Source organism: Kitasatospora sp. NPDC057518 (genome assembly GCF_042802075.1).
GTDB lineage: Bacteria > Actinomycetota > Actinomycetes > Streptomycetales > Streptomycetaceae > Kitasatospora.
In genome coordinates this window covers 1-15,180 of record NZ_JBHVEU010000208.1, presented here as the reverse complement: position 1 = coordinate 15,180, position 15,180 = coordinate 1, and the positions used below count along the sequence as shown (strand labels likewise).

Below are 15,180 nucleotides of genomic sequence, written 5' to 3'. Positions count from 1 at the left end.
CCCCTCCGCCGGGGCCGCGGCGCACCGTCCTCCCGCTCTCGGGCCCGCCCTCACCCGGCTATCCGGCGCCGACCGGCCGCCGTCACCCGGGCCGCCTCGCGCAGCTCCGCGTCCCGGCGGCGGCGCCGGGCCAGCACCACCCTCCGCTCGGCGGCCGTCAGCCCGCCCCAGACCCCGTACGGCTCCGGCTGGGCCAGCGCGTGCTCGCGGCACTCCAGCAGCACCGGGCAGCGGGCGCAGACCTGCTTGGCCTGCTCCTCGCGCGACAGCCGGGCCGCCGTCGGCTCCTTGGAGGGCGCGAAGAACAGCCCCACCTCGTCCCGCCGACACGCGGCACCGGTGTGCCAGGGATTGTCCTCGCCCGCGGGGGAACCCGCCGGGCCGCCCGGGGGCTGCGGCTGCGGCCGGACGCCGGGGCGGCGCTCCAGGACCTGCGCGGCGGCGACTGGCGAGGTGGTGCGGGACTCGATCGGATGCAGCACGGCCGTACTCCTGACGAGGCTCTCGGACACGGGGACCCCTCGCTCCCCCGCCGGCTGCGAGCCCCCGCTGTCCAACCCCGGCACGGCCGCTCGGCCGCCTCCGGTGCGCAGCCGTCCAAGAAGCGATGTGCGGAAGGAACTACCCCGCTCGGCCGCGATTCATGCACACTGCACGCAATCGACTACGCAGAGCACTGGCCGCAACGCCGAGTGCCCGGCCGGGAGTTGGCTCCCGGCCGGGCACTGTGCAGGTCAACGACGGTCAGTCGGTGCCGAGTTGACGGCGAACCCACTCCTTCAGCTTCTTGCCGCGGCGCGGCTTGGCCTCGCAACCGCCGAACAGCGCAAGGCCCTTGACCCGGACAACCGGAGCGTACGGGTCCGCCGCGGTCTGCTCGCGGACGTCGAAACCGCCGAAGATGCCGATGCCGGACCCCTGGAGGCTCACGTTCTCCGGGACCCGGATCTGGACCCCGCCGAAGATCGCCGTCACCGTGATCTCCACCTCGGGGGACTCGAACACGGCGTCGCTCAGGTCGATGTCCACACCACCGAACGCGGTGAAGGCGCTCAGGTGCGAGCCCACCCGCCAGCGGCCCTTGCGGGACGCGCCGCCGAAGATCGCCACCACCGTCGGGGCCTCCTGGCGCGCCGGCTGCTGCGGCGGCGGCCCCTGCGGGGCGCTCAACGGCTGCTTCTCGAAGGACAGCGGGCGGGCCGGCAGGTCCCGGGTCAGCGGCGCGAGGTCGCCGAAGGTCTTCGAGGCGTACGCGGCCTCGATCCGCTCGGCGTGCTCGTCCGCGTCCAGGCGCCCCTCGGCGTAGGCGTCGCGCAGCAGCTCCGCGACCTTCTCGCGGTCGGCGTCGGAGACGCGCAGCTCCGCCTCCGCGGCCGGCGCGTGCGGCCGCGCCGCGGCCCCGGCCTCGGGCCTGAGTTCGGGTCTGCTCTCTGACTTGGGTTCGGGTTTGGTCATCGGTACGGGCGCCGGCACCGGCGGCTGCCCCGAATCGTCGTGCGACGGCGAGTTGTCCACGGGGTCAGCCTAGTCGCTCGCACTCCTGCGCGAGTGAGCCCGGTCACGCAAGGCTGCCCTGTCCGCATGCCGACTTCCGGCGGGTCCTACCCTGGATGGTGCTTCGCCGACGCAGCCGCACCACTGGACCCCTAAGGACCGCCCCGATGGCTCCCACGCCAGACTTCGAGTACAGCGACCTGCTCCCCCTGGGCGCTGACCCGACCCCGTACCGCAAGCTCACCTCCGAGGGCGTCTCCACCTTCGAGGCCGGCGGTCGCACCTTCCTCCAGGTCGAGCCCGAGGCGCTGCGGCTGCTGACGGCCGAGGCGATGCACGACATCTCGCACTACCTGCGCCCCGCCCACCTCGCCCAGCTGCGCCGCATCCTGGACGACCCGGAGGCCAGCCCCAACGACCGCTTCGTCGCGCTCGACCTGCTGAAGAACGTCAACATCTCGGCCGGCGGCATCCTCCCGATGTGCCAGGACACCGGCACCGCGATCGTCATGGGCAAGCGCGGCCAGAACGTGCTGACCTCCGGCGGCGACGACTCCGCCATCGCGCGCGGCGTGTACGACGCCTACACCAAGCTCAACCTGCGGTACTCCCAGATGGCCCCGGTGACCATGTGGGACGAGAAGAACACCGGCAACAACCTGCCGGCCCAGATCGAGCTGTACGCCACCGACGGCGACGCGTACAAGTTCCTGTTCATGGCCAAGGGCGGCGGCTCCGCCAACAAGTCGTACCTGTACCAGGAGACCAAGGCCATCCTGAACGAGGCGAGCATGCTCTCGTTCCTGGAGCAGAAGATCCGCTCGCTGGGCACCGCGGCCTGCCCGCCGTACCACCTGGCCATCGTGATCGGCGGCACCAGCGCCGAGTTCGCGCTGAAGACCGCCAAGTACGCCTCGGCGCACTACCTGGACAACCTGCCGACCTCGGGCGACGCCAAGACCGGCCACGGCTTCCGCGACCTGGAGCTGGAGGCCAAGGTCACCGAGCTGACCCAGAAGATCGGCATCGGCGCCCAGTTCGGCGGCAAGTACTTCTGCCACGACGTGCGCGTGGTCCGCCTGCCCCGCCACGGCGCCTCGCTGCCGGTCGCGATGGCGGTCTCCTGCTCCGCCGACCGCCAGGCGCTCGGCAAGATCACCGCAGAGGGCGTCTTCCTGGAGCAGCTGGAGACCGACCCGGCGAAGTACCTGCCGGACACCACCGACGAGCACCTGGACGACGACGTGGTGCGCGTCGACCTCGACCAGCCGATGTCCGCGATCCGCGCCGAACTCTCCAAGTACCCGGTGAAGACCCGGCTCTCGCTCACCGGCACCCTGGTGGTCGCCCGCGACATCGCCCACGCCAAGATCAAGGAGCGCCTGGACGCCGGCCAGGGCATGCCCAAGTACCTCCAGGACCACCCGGTCTACTACGCGGGCCCGGCCAAGACCCCCGAGGGCTACGCCTCCGGCTCCTTCGGCCCCACCACGGCCGGCCGGATGGACTCCTACGTCGACCAGTTCCAGGCGGCCGGCGGCTCGATGGTCATGCTCGCCAAGGGCAACCGCAGCAAGCAGGTCACCGACGCCTGCGCCCAGCACGGCGGCTTCTACCTCGGCTCGATCGGCGGCCCGGCCGCCCGCCTCGCCCAGGACTGCATCAAGAAGGTCGAGGTGCTGGAGTACGCCGAGCTCGGCATGGAGGCGGTCTGGCGCATCGAGGTCGAGGACTTCCCGGCCTTCATCGTCGTCGACGACAAGGGCAACGACTTCTTCCGCGAGACCACCGAGGGCCCGCTGATCACCAGCCTGCGCGTCCGCTCCAAGGAGTAACCCCGCGCGGGACCAACCCCGCACGCCCCCGAACCGCCCCGGCCGCCCCGCGCCCGGGGCGGTCTTCGTTCGCCTGTCGCATGGCATCCGGTACCGGATACTCGTACCATTGCGGTACGGACATCCGGTACCCGAGTGGAAGGCCGTCCCATGGCGATCAGTGCGAGCGAGGCGCGCACGCAGCTCTTCCCGTTGATCAAGAAGGTCAACGACGACCACGCGCCGATAAGGATCACCTCCAAGGGCGGGGACGCCGTGCTGATGTCCGCGGAGGACTACGACTCCTGGCAGGAGACGATCCACCTCCTGCGCTCCCCCGCCAACGCGCAGCGGCTCATGGAGGCCGTCGCCCGCGACAGGGCCGGCCACCCCGGCGTCACCAGGACCATGGAGGAACTGGAAGCGCTGGCGGGTGAGGTGTGAGGAGCGTCCATTTCGACCCCGACGGCTGGGAGGACTTCCTGTTCCGGCTCGGGTCCAACCGGAAGATGGCTCAGCGGATCACCCGCCTGATCGGCGAGATCCAGCGGGACCCCTTCGACGGCATCGGGAAGCCCGAGCCACTGAAGGGCGACCTGGCCGGCTACTGGTCGCGGCGGATCGACGACGAACACCGGCTGGTGTACCGGGCGGACGAGAAGGAGGTGAAGATCCTCAAGGCCCGCTACCACTACCAGTAGCAACCGCGGGCCGACCCACCCGGCTCAGGCGTCGAAGTCGTACTCCAGAACGTAGGAGGCGGCGTCCAGGATCATCTCGTTGAGTTCGACGACCTGGCCCTCGTCGGCGAAGGCGGTGCGGCAGATCAGGATGACCGGGGTGCCGGCGGACAGCTCCAGGCGGGCGGACTCGTCGGCGCCGGGCATCCGGGAGCGGACCTCCTCGCGGAAGTGCACGGGCTTGGCGCCGATCTCGGCGAGCCGGGCGTAGGTGCCGCCGGGGCCGGTGTCCTCGCGGGTGATGGCGGTGCCGGAGACCAGCACGGCGGGCAGGTAGGAGGTCGAGAGCAGCACCGGCTTGCCGTCCAGGACGAAACGGCGGTGCCGCACGCACATCGGGGCGCCCGGGTCGACCCCGAGCACCCGGGCCACGTGCTCGGGCGCGCCCCGCTCGGTGACGGACACCTGGTCGACCACCAGGCTGCGGTTGTCGATGTCCGCCGACCATATCGACCGGCCGGACCCCCACTGCCCCTGCGCCAGCCGCTGGATGCCGCGCCGGCGCAGCGGCCGGAAGTCCCGGACGAACACCCCGGCGCCGCGCCGCGCCTCGGCGATGCCCTCGCTCTGAAGCACGCCCAGCGCCTGGCGGGCGGTCATCCGGGCCACGCCGTACTCGTCCATGAGGTCGTTCTCGCCGGGCAGGCGGTCGCCCGCGCGGTACCGGCCGGTGTCGATGGCCTCCTTCAGCGCTTCGGCGATCCGCTGGTACTTGGGCTGCTTGTCGCCATTGCTGCCGGTCATCGCCGCTCCCTCTGCCTGGGACAAATCGTAGGCGTGCCCGCGGTCGCCGGTAAGGAGATACGACCGTTGACATCTCTAGAGATATTAGCTTCTCTAGAGATGCTGGCCAGTCGCCGACCAGAGCGAGGAGCAGCACGGTGAGCACCCGACAGCGCAACGCCCCGGCCTACCGGCCCCACGTGGGTGAACTCGTCCTCGACCGGAGGACCGGACGCACCGGCATCTACATGGACACCATCGGCGGCGAGCACTACCTGCGCCCCGAGGGCGGCGGCCGGGAATGGGCCGCGGAACCGCACCACGTCGCCCCCGCCCCCGAGACCCGCGATTCGGCTGATTGAGATCGGCATCGGGAATTGCGGAAAAATCCACGCAAACCACAACAATCAGGACCGGGCAATCCCCCTGGTGAATCCGGAATTCCGGAACGTGCGGCGCCCGACGCCGGGCACGTTACGGATAACGCCGGTCACCATGCGTGCACCATGGGCGGGAATCGGCCACCGCGATGCACCCGCACACGAATTGGCGCGCGCATAACCAACAGCGCCCCCGCGCCCGGACGGGGGCACGGGGGCGCACGGTCGGAACGGCTTACGGGTGGCCGCCGACGAGGGTCTCCGGCTCGTACGGGCCGCCCGGCTTGCCACCGGCCCGGTGGTCGGGCTCCTCGATGTACTGGCCCTCGTCACCGAAGGCGGCGTTCTCGAACGCGTCCTTCTCCGCGTCGGTCGGCGCCGTGTACTCGGTCGGGTTCGAGGACGCGGTCACCGCGCCCTCCACAGCCTTGCCCGCCTCCACAGCGGCGGCCGGGGCCTCGGTCTTCGCCGCGTTCTCGGGCGTGGACGGCGCCGGGGTCTCGCTCTGGTCGTTGGCCATTGGGAGGCCGCCTTTCGGTCATCAATTGTCTTCAGCCCGACCTCTGTGGCACGGGCGCGCGGACAGTATCGTAGGGTTGATTAAATGTCCGATAAACATCGTGCGGCTTGCGGCACCGTCCGGCAGAGTCGGGCGTCCGCCTAAGCTGAACCACCGCGGCGGACCGCCGAGCGCCCTTTCACGGAATCGACACCACAGGCCATCGGGGGACTTCATGGAGTTTCTGGAGACGCCGCAGAACCCTGCGCTGCGCTTCCAAGTCCTCGGTCCGGTCCAGGCCTGGCTCGACGGGAAACCCCTGTCCCTCGGATCCCCCCAGCAACAAGCCGTTCTGACCACGCTCCTGCTGCACTCCGGACGCCCGGTCACCACCCAGGACCTCGTGAACGCGCTCTGGGGCGAGCGGCCCCCGGCCCAGGCGGTGGCGGCGCTGCGCACGTACGTCTCCCGCCTGCGCTCCGTCATCGAGCCCCGGCGCGAGGTGCGCCGGCCCGCCGAGCTGCTGGTCTCGGTCGCCGACGGCTACGCGCTGCGCATCCCGGGCGAGGCCCTCGACCTGACGGTCTTCGAGCGGCTCGCCGGCGAGGCCGCGGCCGCCCGGACCGCCGGCGACAAGCGCGAGGCGCACCGTCTGCTGGTGCGGGCGCTGGACCTGTTCAGCGGCCGTCCGCTCACCGGCATCCCGGGCCCCTACGCCGACGCCCAGCGGCTCCGGCTGGCCGAACGCCAGGTGGCCGCCGCGGAGGAGCTGTGCGCCGCCGCGCTCGACATCGGCCTGCACGCCGAGATCGTCGGCGAGCTCAACAACCTGACGGCCGAGCACCCGCTGCGCGAGCGGCTGCGCGAACTGCTGATGCTGGCGCTGTACCGCTGCGGCCGCCAGGCCGAGGCGCTCGGTGTCTACACCGACACCCGCAAGCTGCTGATCGAGGAGCTCGGGGTCGAACCCGGCGCGGGGCTGTCCGCGATGCACACCCGCATCCTCGCCGCCGATCCCGACCTGGCCCCTCCCGCGGTGTCCGCTCCGGCCGCCCGCGAGGAGGGTCCGGCCGCGCCTCCGGCCCAACTCCCGGCAGACGTCTCGGACTTCAGCGGTCGCACCGAGCTGGTGGGCGACCTCTCGACGGTCCTGATGAACGCCACCGGCCAGGCCGTGGTGGTGACCTCGCTGGCCGGGATCGGCGGGGTCGGCAAGACCACCCTCGCCGTGCACGTCGCCCACCGCGTCCGCGCCGAGTTCCCGGACGGGCAGCTGTACGTCGACCTGCGCGGAGCCGGTGCCTCGCCCGCCGACCCGGTGGGCGTCCTGGGCGACTTCCTGCACGCGCTCGGCGTCACCGAGAGCCCCGACTCGCTGGAGCAGCGCGCCGCCCTCTACCGCTCGCTGCTCGCCAGCCGGCGGATGCTGATCCTGCTGGACAACGCGCGCGACGCCGACCAGATCCGACCGCTCATCCCCGGGGTCTCCGGCTGCGCGGTGCTCGCCACCAGCCGGTCCCGGCTGGCCGGCATCCCCGGCGCCCAGCTGTTCGACGTCGAGGAGCTGACCCCGCAGGAGGCGCTGGCGCTGTTCTCGGCCATCGTCGGGGAGCAGCGGGTCGCCGCCGAGCCGGAGGCGGCCATGGCGGTCGTCACCGCCTGCGGCTTCCTGCCGCTGGCGGTCCGCATCGCCGCCGCCCGGCTGGCCAGCCGGCCGCGGTGGAGCGTCTCCGACCTGGCCAGTCGGTTAGCCGACCAGCGCCGTCGCCTGGACGAGCTCCAGCTCGGCAACCTCGCCGTCGAGACCACCATCGGGCTCGGGTACGGACAGCTGTCCGTGCCCGAGGCCCGCGCCTTTCGGCTGCTCGCCCTGATCGACTCCCCCGACATCCCGCTGGCGTCCGCCGCCGCGCTGCTCGGGGTGGACGAGTACACCGCCGAGGACCTCGCCGAGGCGCTGGTCGAGGCGAACATGCTGGAGTGCTTCACGCCCGGCCGCTACCGGTACCACGACCTGCTCCGGCTCTACGCCCAGCGGCAGAACGAGCGGATCGGCGACACCGAGGAGCAGGAGCGCGCCGTCCGACGGCTGCTCGACCTGCTGATCCCGACCCTCCGCACCGCGACCCAGCTCATCGAGCCGGACGACCCGCTGCCCGAGCTGCTCACCACCCCCGTCTCGGCCGGGATCGGCCTGCCGACCAGCGGCTCCGCCCAGGACTGGCTCCGGACCGAGGGCGCCCTGCTGCTCAGCGCCGCGGCCGCGGCGGCGGACGGCCCCCGCGCCTCACGGCACGCGGCGATGGACCTGATGATCCTGTTGTACGGTCTCGGCCCGGACCCCACCCACGGCCCTCAGGGGCGGCAGATCCTGGAGACCATCGGCGGCGAGGCGGAGCGCTGCGGCGACCGCGCCGCGCTCGCCCGGGTCCACGTCGCCCTCGGCACCCTGCAGTCCGTCACCAGCGACTTCCAGGGGTCCGAGCAGTCCTTCCGCCGGAGCCTGGAGCACCAGGCCCCGGACGAGCCGACCTTCCTGCTGCTGGCCACCGCCAACATGCTGGGCGTGATCCTGAACCTCGGCAACCGGCCGGCCGAGGCCCTGCAGTTCCTCGAACAGGCCCGTGCCACCAGCCGGGCCGTGGCCGCGCCGATCCTGGAGGCCCGGGTCGTCAGCAACATGGCCCGGGTGCAGCACCGGCTCGGCATGACCGAGACGGCGATCCGGTCGGCCGGCGAGGGCGTCGCCGCCGCGCGGCAGTCCAACAGCGGCCCGCTGCTCGCCCAGACCCTCTACCAGCTGGGCGTGGTGCTCGCCGGCGGCGAGGCCGTCCCGCACCTGCGGGAGGCGCACCGGCTCTACCGGTCGCAGCAGAACCCCCTCTGGGAGGGCTTCACCCTGGCCCGGCTGGCCTCCGCCCTGCTCGTCGCCGACCAGCACGCCGAGGCGGCCTCGGCGGCCGGCGAGTCACTGGCGCTCGGGCAGGAGATGGACTCCGCCTACTGCCAGGGCCTGGCGAACGCCGCACTGGGCGAGGCCCTGTTGGCGCTCGCCCAGCCGGCTCGTGGACTCGCCTGCCTCCAAGAGGCCCATGCGATCTTCACACGGCTCGGTGTGCCTGAGGCCTCCCCCGTGGCGGACCTCATCTCCCAGCAGCACACCGAGCCCTTCTCTCCCCCCGCGCCGTAAGGCTTCCGCTCCCCCACGGACAACCTCCCCCGTTCCGCGCGTCGGCGCCCCCGCAGCCCCCCGGCTGCGGGAGCGCCCTCAACGCTTCCCCGGCGCTGGACTCCACTGTGCACCGCGCCGATTGACGTTCGATAAACGTCCGATAGTCAGCCCGCGGATGGACAAAACCGCAGGTCATCGACCTTCCTCGGGCGCATCGTCCGGCGTGCGGGGCCGCGCGCACAACCCCGTCCGCACCCTCGTGCTTCCGCAACCCGGGCCACAACGGCCCAAGCACGGCGAGTTGGCCGGAAACGGACCCCATGGCGCAGTGATCACGCATATTCTCAGATGCCAGTACGCACACGAGTGTCGGCCGGAAACGCGTCGGGGTGCAGTCCGTCCGTGTGGTGCGGAGAGCGTGACGTACCGCCACCGGCAGCGGCCCCCGGGGCCGCGGAGGAGCCACCGGAGGCCACGGGTGGAAGGGTGCCTCGCAACGTGACGACCGGACAGATATCCGACCCGTTCCCCGTCGGCGAGGACGCCGGCGACGACGAGCCCGAGGTACGGCGGCGGCGGGCGGCCCGGGCGCTGCAGGCGGTCGCCTTCGACACCATCGGCGCCGGGTACGGCGAGGCCTTCCCGGCCAAGGACGGCCAGCTGGCCTGCGGCCGGCGGCTGCTCGCCGAACTCGAACCGGGTGCCCGGGTCCTGGACGTCGGCTGCGGCACCGGTGACCCGACCGTCCGCCAGCTGGCCGCGGCCGGTCTGCGGGTGACCGGCGCGGACCTCTCCGACGGGATGCTCACGCTGGCCCGGCGGACCGTCTTCCCGGGCGGGTTTGCGCCAGTGTTCCATCGGATCGACCTGTACGATCTGGCCACCGAGCGGGCGGACCGGGTCTGGAACGCCCCCGACCTGGGGTCGGAGGGCCGGGGCCGCTTCGCCGCGATCACCGCGTTCTTCTCGCTGATCCTGCTGCCGCAGGACGAGATCCCGACCGTGCTGGGGCAGCTGCGCGAACTCCTGCGGCCGGCCGGACTGCTGGCGCTCGGTATGGTCGAGGCGGACCTGGATCACGTTCCGCTTCCGTTCCTTGGCAGAGAGCTGCGGATCAGTGGGTATCTGAGGGAGGATCTGGAGCGGGTTCTGGTCTCGGCCGGCTTCGCCGTCGAGGAGTGCTCGGGGCATCCGTACGCACCGGCCAGTACCTCGCTGCCGCCGGAGGAACAGCTGTTCCTGTGCTGTCGACGCGTCGGCTGATCGAACCGGGACAGGACCGGCCGCACCCGTGGCCGACGCAACAGAACAGCTCACCGACCACACCGAATCCAGGACAGGCAGCCGTGCGCGACCAGCTCAAGACCGAGGCGGAGCAGCCGCCCGCCGTCCCGGGCCAGCGCCGCCAGGTCCCGGCCGCGACAGCGGGCCCGACACCGCCGGCCCCGGGCCTGACGGCGGCCCCGGTCCCGGCCCTGGCAGCGGCCCCGGCCGCCGCGCGACGGACGGGCGCACGACCGGAGCGCACCGAGATGGCGGACCGCCTGGCGTACCTCGACTCGGCGACCCGGCGGATCAACAGCGCCCTCGACCTCGCCGCGACGCTGCGCAACATCGGCCGGGTGCTGGTCCCGACGCTCGCCGACGCCGCCGTCATCCACCTGCGCGACCCGCTGCCCAACGTCGAACGCGAGCCCGGGTTCCCGGAGGAGCTGCGGATACACCACAGCACCGGCACCCGGATCGGCCGCCGCGGCCGCCCGAGCGGCATGGACGACCGGCGCCGCTCCCGCTACGGCGCCCGCTCGACCGCCGACGGCGGCCCGGCCACCCCGGTGACCCGCGGCGGGGCGCTCGCCCACGCCCTGCTGAGCCGCCGCCCCGCCGACCCCGCCGTCCTCGGCACCCCCTCCGCCGAGCGCGCCGAGACGCTGCTGCGCGAGCTGTACGGCACCCGCGGGGTGGCCCGGCTGGCCGCCGGCACCTCCGTCCTCGCCCTGCCGCTGCGCGGCCGCAAGGCCGTGCTCGGGCTGCTGATACTGATCCGCCGCCCTCCCGAACGCACCGGCCGCCCGGTCTTCGACGCCGCGGACACCGCCACCGCGGCGCACCTCGCCACCCAGGCCGGGCTGGCCGTGGACACCGCGCTGCGCTACGCCCGCGAGTGGGAGATCGCCAACGAGCTCCAGCGCAGCATGCTGCCGCTGCGCCTGCCGCAGTCGCACGGCGTCCGGATCGCCCAGCGCTACCTGCCCGGTGAGCGCGGCGCGCAGGTCGGCGGGGACTGGTACGACGCCGTCCCGCTGCCCGGCAACCGGGTCGCCCTGATCGTCGGCGACGTGATGGGCCACTCGCTCACCTCGGCCGCCATCATGGGCCAGCTGCGCACCAGCGCCCAGACCCTGGCCGCCCTCGACCTGCCGCCGCACGAGGTGCTCTACCACCTGGACGAGCAGGCCCAGCGGCTCGGCCGCGAACAGCACCTGGCCACCTGCGTCTACGCGGTGTACGACCCGATCGCCAACCGGGTGGTGATGGCCAACGCCGGGCACGTCCCGCCGGTGCTGGTCCGCCCGGACGGCACCGCCGAGCTGGTCGAGCTGGACTCCGGGGCGCCGATCGGCGTCGGCGGGGTGGACTTCAACTCCGTCGAACTGCCCGCGCCGCCCGGCTCGGCGCTGCTGCTGTTCACCGACGGCCTGGTGGAGACCCGCACCCGCCCGATCAGCGACGGCCTGGAGGTGCTGCGCGCCCGGATCGCCGCCGCCCGCTGGCAGTCCCCCGAGCAGCTGTGCCAGGAGGCGCTGCGGATCCTGCCGCCCGGCGACCGGGGCGACGACATCGCGCTGCTCGGCGCCTGCTTCGACGGCATCCCGGCCGGGGACGTCGCGCACTGGTACCTCCAGCCGCGCAACGAGACGCCGGGCCGGGCCCGCCGGCTGGCCGCGCACACGCTGCGCCGCTGGGGGCTGGACGAGCTCAGCGAGGCGACCGAGCTGATGGTCAGCGAGCTGGTGACCAACGCCGTCCAGCACGCGACCCGGCCGGTCACCCTGAGCCTGGTGCGCACCACCCGGCTGCGCTGCGAGGTCGGCGACGACAGCCCGCTGCTGCCGCGCCCGCGCCGCACCGGGCCGGAGGACGAACGCGGGCGCGGGCTGCAGATAGTCGCCCGGTGCGCGGACCGCTGGGGCGCGACCAGGCTGGGCACCGGCAAGGTGGTCTGGTTCGAGCAGCGGCTGCCCGTCCAGACCTGACGGCGCCCGGCGGGAACGGGTCCCGCCGGACGCCCGGACTGCCCCCGGGCCTCAGACCCGGGCGGGCTCCCGCGCCGGCCCCTTCTCCAGCTCGGCGATCAGCTGCTCGCCCTCCATGTCGACCTTCGGCACGACCTTCTCCAGCCGCTTCGGGAACCACCAGGCGGCCCGGCCGAACAGCGCCATCGCGGCCGGCACCAGCGCCATCCGCACCACGAAGGCGTCCACCAGCACGCCCACCGCGAGGGCGAAGCCGATCGGCTGGACGATCGGGTCGTGGCCGAAGACGAACGAGCCGAACACCGCCACCATGATCAGCGCGGCCGCCGTGACCACCCGGGCCCCGTTCTTCACCCCGCCGACGACCGCCTCGCGCGGCGCCGCCCCGTGCACGTGCTGCTCCTTCATCCCGGAGACCAGGAACAGCTCGTAGTCCATCGCCAGCCCGAACAGCACGCCGATCAGCAGGATCGGCACGAAGCTCACCACCGGCCCGACCTTGGGCACGTCGATCAGCCCGTCCAGCCAGCCCCACTGGTAGACCGCGACCACCGCGCCGAGCGAGGCGGTGATGCTGAGCAGGAAGCCGGCCACCGCCTTGAGCGGGACGAGCACCGAGCGGAACGCCAGCGCCAGCAGCACCAGCGCGATCCCGACGATCACCGCGAGGAACGGCGGCAGCGCCTGGCCGAGCTTGGTGGAGACGTCGATGTTGGCGGCCGTGGTGCCGGTGACGGCGATGTCCGCGCCGGTCGCCGCCCTGAGCTCCGCCTTCTGGCCGCGGATCTCGTTGACCAGCGCCTTGGTGTCCTCGTGGTCCGGGCCGGTCCGCGGGATGACGGTCACCAGCGCGGTGCCGCTCGCCTGGTCGACGGTCGGCGGCAGCAGCGTCGCCACGCCGTCGAGGGTCTGGAGCTTCGCGGCCACGCCCTGCACCGCCTGCTCGGGCCGCGGCGCGCCGTGGGCGTCCACCACGACCACCAGCGGCGCGTTGAAGCCCGGCCCGAAGGCCTCGCCCACCAGGTCGTACGCCTTGCGCGCGTCCGTCCCGGCGGCCTGCGAACCGCCGCTCGGCAGGCCGAGGTTCAGGCTCGCGGCGGGCACCGCCAGGGCGCCCAGTCCGGCCAGCCCGACCAGCAGGACGGGCAGCGGGCGGCGGACCACGAAGCGGCCCCAGCGCTCGCCCAGGGTGGTGCGGCCGCTGGTGGTCAGGGCCCGCTTCCAGACCGGCAGCCGGTCGATGGCCCGGCCGGTGAAGCCCAGCACGGCGGGCAGCAGCGTGATCGCGACCAGGACGGCCACCACGACGGCCGCGGAGGCGGCCAGGCCCATCACGGTGAGGAAGGGGACGCCCGCGACGGAGAGCCCGGCGAGCGCGACGACCACGGTCAGACCGGCGAAGACGACGGCGCTGCCGGCGGTCGCGGTGGCCCGGGCGGCGGACTCCTCCGGCGCCAGGCCCTCGTCCAGGTGGCGGCGGTACCGGAAGAGGATGAACAGCGCGTAGTCGATGCCGACCGCGAGGCCGACCATCAGGGCCAGCACCGGCGCGGTGGTGATGATCTCGAAGGAGCCGGTGAGCGCCAGCAGGCCGGCCATCGTCACGCCGACGCCGACCAGCGCGGTCAGCAGCGGCAGCCCGGCGGCGACCAGCGTGCCGAGGGTGACCACCAGGACCACTCCGGCCACCACCAGGCCGATCGCCTCGCTGGCGCCCTCGATCTGGGCCATGGTGTTGTAGGCGTCGCCGCCGAAGGCCACTTCGAGCCCGGCCGCGCGGGCCGGCTCGGCGGCGGCCTTCACGGCCTCGCGCTGCCCGTCGGTGACGTCGGCGAGCTTGTGGTCGAAGGAGACCAGGGCGATCGCGACCTTCCCGTCCGGCGAGAGCGCGCCGGTGGCGTACGGGTCGGGCACCGCGGACACGCCCGGCACCTGGGCCATCCGGGCGACGGCCTCGCCGACCGCCCGGCCCGCCTCGGGCGTCTCGATGCCGCCGGGGGCGCCGGCGGCGAAGACGACCTGCGCGGAGCCGTGGCCCTGCGCCGGGAAGGTGTCCTTGATCCGGTCCAGGGTGGCCTGCGCCTCGGTGCCCGGGACCTTGAACTCGTCGGTGGTCTTGCCGGCGAAGGCGCCCGCGGCCCCGCCGACGGCGATGAGCAGGGCGATCCAGACGGCGACGACGGCCCGCCGTCGCCGGAAGCAGAAGCGGCCCAGTCGGTACAGGTACGTGGCCATCGGCGGTCCCTCGGGTCGGTCAGGGCAGGTCGCGTCCCACCGTAGACCGAACTTTGTCGGGTGACAAAGTTGGCCGACAAGATCGTGCGACACAGTTGCCCGACCATGGCGCTACCCTGGCGGGATGGCACACGTCCCCGCCTCCGAACGCCGACCGCAACTGGTCCAGGCCGCCATCGACCTGATGACCAGGGAGGGGATCGCGGCCGGCAGCACCCGCGCGATCGCGGCCGAGCTGGGCGTGGCGCAGGCGACGGTGCACTACACCTTCGGCACCAAGAAGGACCTCTACCGGGCGATCGTCGAGCGGCTGACCTCCGACTTCGTCGGCGAGGTGCGCGCCGCCTCCCCGGGCGACGGCGCGTTCGGCGAGCAGGTCCGCACCCTGGTGCAGGCGCTCTGGGAGGCCGCCACCGGCGAGCACGGGCACTGCGTGCTGCTGAGCGAGTTCGGGGCGCTGGCGCTGCGCGACCCGGACATGCGGGAGATCATGCTGGAGATGCAGCACGACATCGAGGGCACCGCCGTCGAGATGCTCGACGCCCTCGCGGCCGCCCACGGCCTGACCCTGGCACTGCCCGCCCGCCGGATCGCCGTCCACTTCCTCGGCGGCTTCGACGGCCTGACGGCCCGCCACCTGACCCTGCGCAACCCCGGCGACCGGCCCGACCCGGACACCCTGGAGGCGCTGGAGCTGCTGGTCGCCACGACGGTCGGGCTCTGCCTGGGCACCCCGGCCGCCCGCCCCGAGCCGGGCTGGCACGGGGACCGGGACGGGCTCTGAGCCGGGACTGGCCCTAGGGCCTGTGTGATGTTGTGATCAATCTTCGGGTTCTGCCCCGCTCCGGGGCAGAACCCGGTAGGAC

General features: G+C 73.1%; 13 protein-coding genes. 8 read left to right on the top strand and 5 right to left on the bottom strand.

Annotated features, from left to right (window positions below):
* Positions 1–50: 50 nt before the first annotated feature.
* Both ACFU7Z_RS21640 and ACFU7Z_RS21635 read right to left on the bottom strand, forming a co-directional pair.
* A complete protein-coding gene (locus ACFU7Z_RS21640; protein WP_049651731.1) occupies positions 51–428 on the bottom strand; it encodes a WhiB family transcriptional regulator in 378 nt (125 codons plus the stop codon).
* Between the two features lie 316 nt (positions 429–744).
* Positions 745–1,515 (bottom strand): DUF1707 domain-containing protein, encoded by a 771-nt coding sequence (locus tag ACFU7Z_RS21635; protein ID WP_234348375.1) that lies wholly within the window; start codon positions 1,513–1,515, stop codon positions 745–747.
* A gap of 146 nt (positions 1,516–1,661) precedes the next feature.
* Between ACFU7Z_RS21635 and ACFU7Z_RS21630 the strand changes: the two genes are divergently transcribed.
* The 3 genes from ACFU7Z_RS21630 (at position 1,662) to ACFU7Z_RS21620 (ending at position 4,009) form a co-directional block, all read left to right on the top strand.
* Positions 1,662–3,329, top strand: a complete 1,668-nt coding sequence (locus ACFU7Z_RS21630; protein ID WP_049651719.1) for a fumarate hydratase — start codon at positions 1,662–1,664, stop codon at positions 3,327–3,329.
* 150 nt (positions 3,330–3,479) lie between these two features.
* A complete protein-coding gene (locus ACFU7Z_RS21625) occupies positions 3,480–3,752 on the top strand; it encodes a type II toxin-antitoxin system Phd/YefM family antitoxin (RefSeq protein WP_074001332.1) in 273 nt (90 codons plus the stop codon).
* Entirely contained in the window at positions 3,749–4,009 is a 261-nt protein-coding gene (locus ACFU7Z_RS21620; protein WP_380778971.1) for a Txe/YoeB family addiction module toxin, read from the top strand. The genes ACFU7Z_RS21625 and ACFU7Z_RS21620 overlap by 4 nt, the downstream gene beginning before the upstream one ends.
* Before the next feature lie 24 nt (positions 4,010–4,033).
* Here the strand turns inward: ACFU7Z_RS21620 and ACFU7Z_RS21615 are convergent, their stop codons facing one another.
* Entirely contained in the window at positions 4,034–4,792 is a 759-nt protein-coding gene (locus tag ACFU7Z_RS21615) for a GntR family transcriptional regulator (protein WP_049651716.1), read from the bottom strand.
* A 137-nt stretch (positions 4,793–4,929) separates the two neighbouring features.
* Here ACFU7Z_RS21615 and ACFU7Z_RS21610 point away from each other — a divergent pair, with 137 nt between their 5' ends.
* Entirely contained in the window at positions 4,930–5,133 is a 204-nt protein-coding gene (locus tag ACFU7Z_RS21610) for a hypothetical protein (RefSeq protein ID WP_049651715.1), read from the top strand.
* Positions 5,134–5,386: 253 nt separating this feature from the next.
* On the opposite strand, the gene ACFU7Z_RS21605 is transcribed toward ACFU7Z_RS21610, so the two are convergent.
* Entirely contained in the window at positions 5,387–5,671 is a 285-nt protein-coding gene (locus tag ACFU7Z_RS21605; RefSeq protein WP_117489375.1) for a hypothetical protein, read from the bottom strand.
* A gap of 214 nt (positions 5,672–5,885) precedes the next feature.
* On the opposite strand from ACFU7Z_RS21605, the gene ACFU7Z_RS21600 reads away from it, so the two are divergent.
* The 3 genes from ACFU7Z_RS21600 to ACFU7Z_RS21590 all read left to right on the top strand — a co-directional run bounded on the left by ACFU7Z_RS21600 (position 5,886) and on the right by ACFU7Z_RS21590 (position 12,079).
* Entirely contained in the window at positions 5,886–8,840 is a 2,955-nt protein-coding gene (locus tag ACFU7Z_RS21600) for a BTAD domain-containing putative transcriptional regulator (RefSeq protein ID WP_049651713.1), read from the top strand.
* 573 nt (positions 8,841–9,413) lie between these two features.
* The gene (locus tag ACFU7Z_RS21595) at positions 9,414–10,085 is read left to right on the top strand and encodes a class I SAM-dependent methyltransferase (RefSeq protein ID WP_234348376.1); all 672 of its coding nucleotides are present in this window, start codon (positions 9,414–9,416) and stop codon (positions 10,083–10,085) included.
* Between the two features lie 83 nt (positions 10,086–10,168).
* Positions 10,169–12,079, top strand: a complete 1,911-nt coding sequence (locus tag ACFU7Z_RS21590) for an ATP-binding SpoIIE family protein phosphatase (RefSeq protein ID WP_107418672.1) — start codon at positions 10,169–10,171, stop codon at positions 12,077–12,079.
* Between the two features lie 51 nt (positions 12,080–12,130).
* Here ACFU7Z_RS21590 and ACFU7Z_RS21585 read toward each other — a convergent pair whose 3' ends face one another.
* Positions 12,131–14,314 (bottom strand): MMPL family transporter, encoded by a 2,184-nt coding sequence (locus ACFU7Z_RS21585; RefSeq protein WP_380778968.1) that lies wholly within the window; start codon positions 14,312–14,314, stop codon positions 12,131–12,133.
* 124 nt (positions 14,315–14,438) lie between these two features.
* Here ACFU7Z_RS21585 and ACFU7Z_RS21580 point away from each other — a divergent pair, with 124 nt between their 5' ends.
* Positions 14,439–15,098, top strand: a complete 660-nt coding sequence (locus ACFU7Z_RS21580; protein WP_074001327.1) for a TetR/AcrR family transcriptional regulator — start codon at positions 14,439–14,441, stop codon at positions 15,096–15,098.
* Positions 15,099–15,180 lie beyond the last annotated feature (82 nt).

What these genes read in the sequence shown, in the direction of transcription:
- ACFU7Z_RS21630 (WP_049651719.1), top strand. Translation starts at nt 1,662, where the DNA reads ATGGCTCCCACGCCAGACTTCGAGTACAGCGACCTGCTCCCCCTGGGC.
- ACFU7Z_RS21625 (WP_074001332.1), top strand. Translation starts at nt 3,480, where the DNA reads ATGGCGATCAGTGCGAGCGAGGCGCGCACGCAGCTCTTCCCGTTGATC.
- ACFU7Z_RS21615 (WP_049651716.1), bottom strand. Translation starts at nt 4,792, where the DNA reads ATGACCGGCAGCAATGGCGACAAGCAGCCCAAGTACCAGCGGATCGCC.
- ACFU7Z_RS21605 (WP_117489375.1), bottom strand. Translation starts at nt 5,671, where the DNA reads ATGGCCAACGACCAGAGCGAGACCCCGGCGCCGTCCACGCCCGAGAAC.
- ACFU7Z_RS21600 (WP_049651713.1), top strand. Translation starts at nt 5,886, where the DNA reads ATGGAGTTTCTGGAGACGCCGCAGAACCCTGCGCTGCGCTTCCAAGTC.
- ACFU7Z_RS21585 (WP_380778968.1), bottom strand. Translation starts at nt 14,314, where the DNA reads ATGGCCACGTACCTGTACCGACTGGGCCGCTTCTGCTTCCGGCGACGG.
- ACFU7Z_RS21580 (WP_074001327.1), top strand. Translation starts at nt 14,439, where the DNA reads ATGGCACACGTCCCCGCCTCCGAACGCCGACCGCAACTGGTCCAGGCC.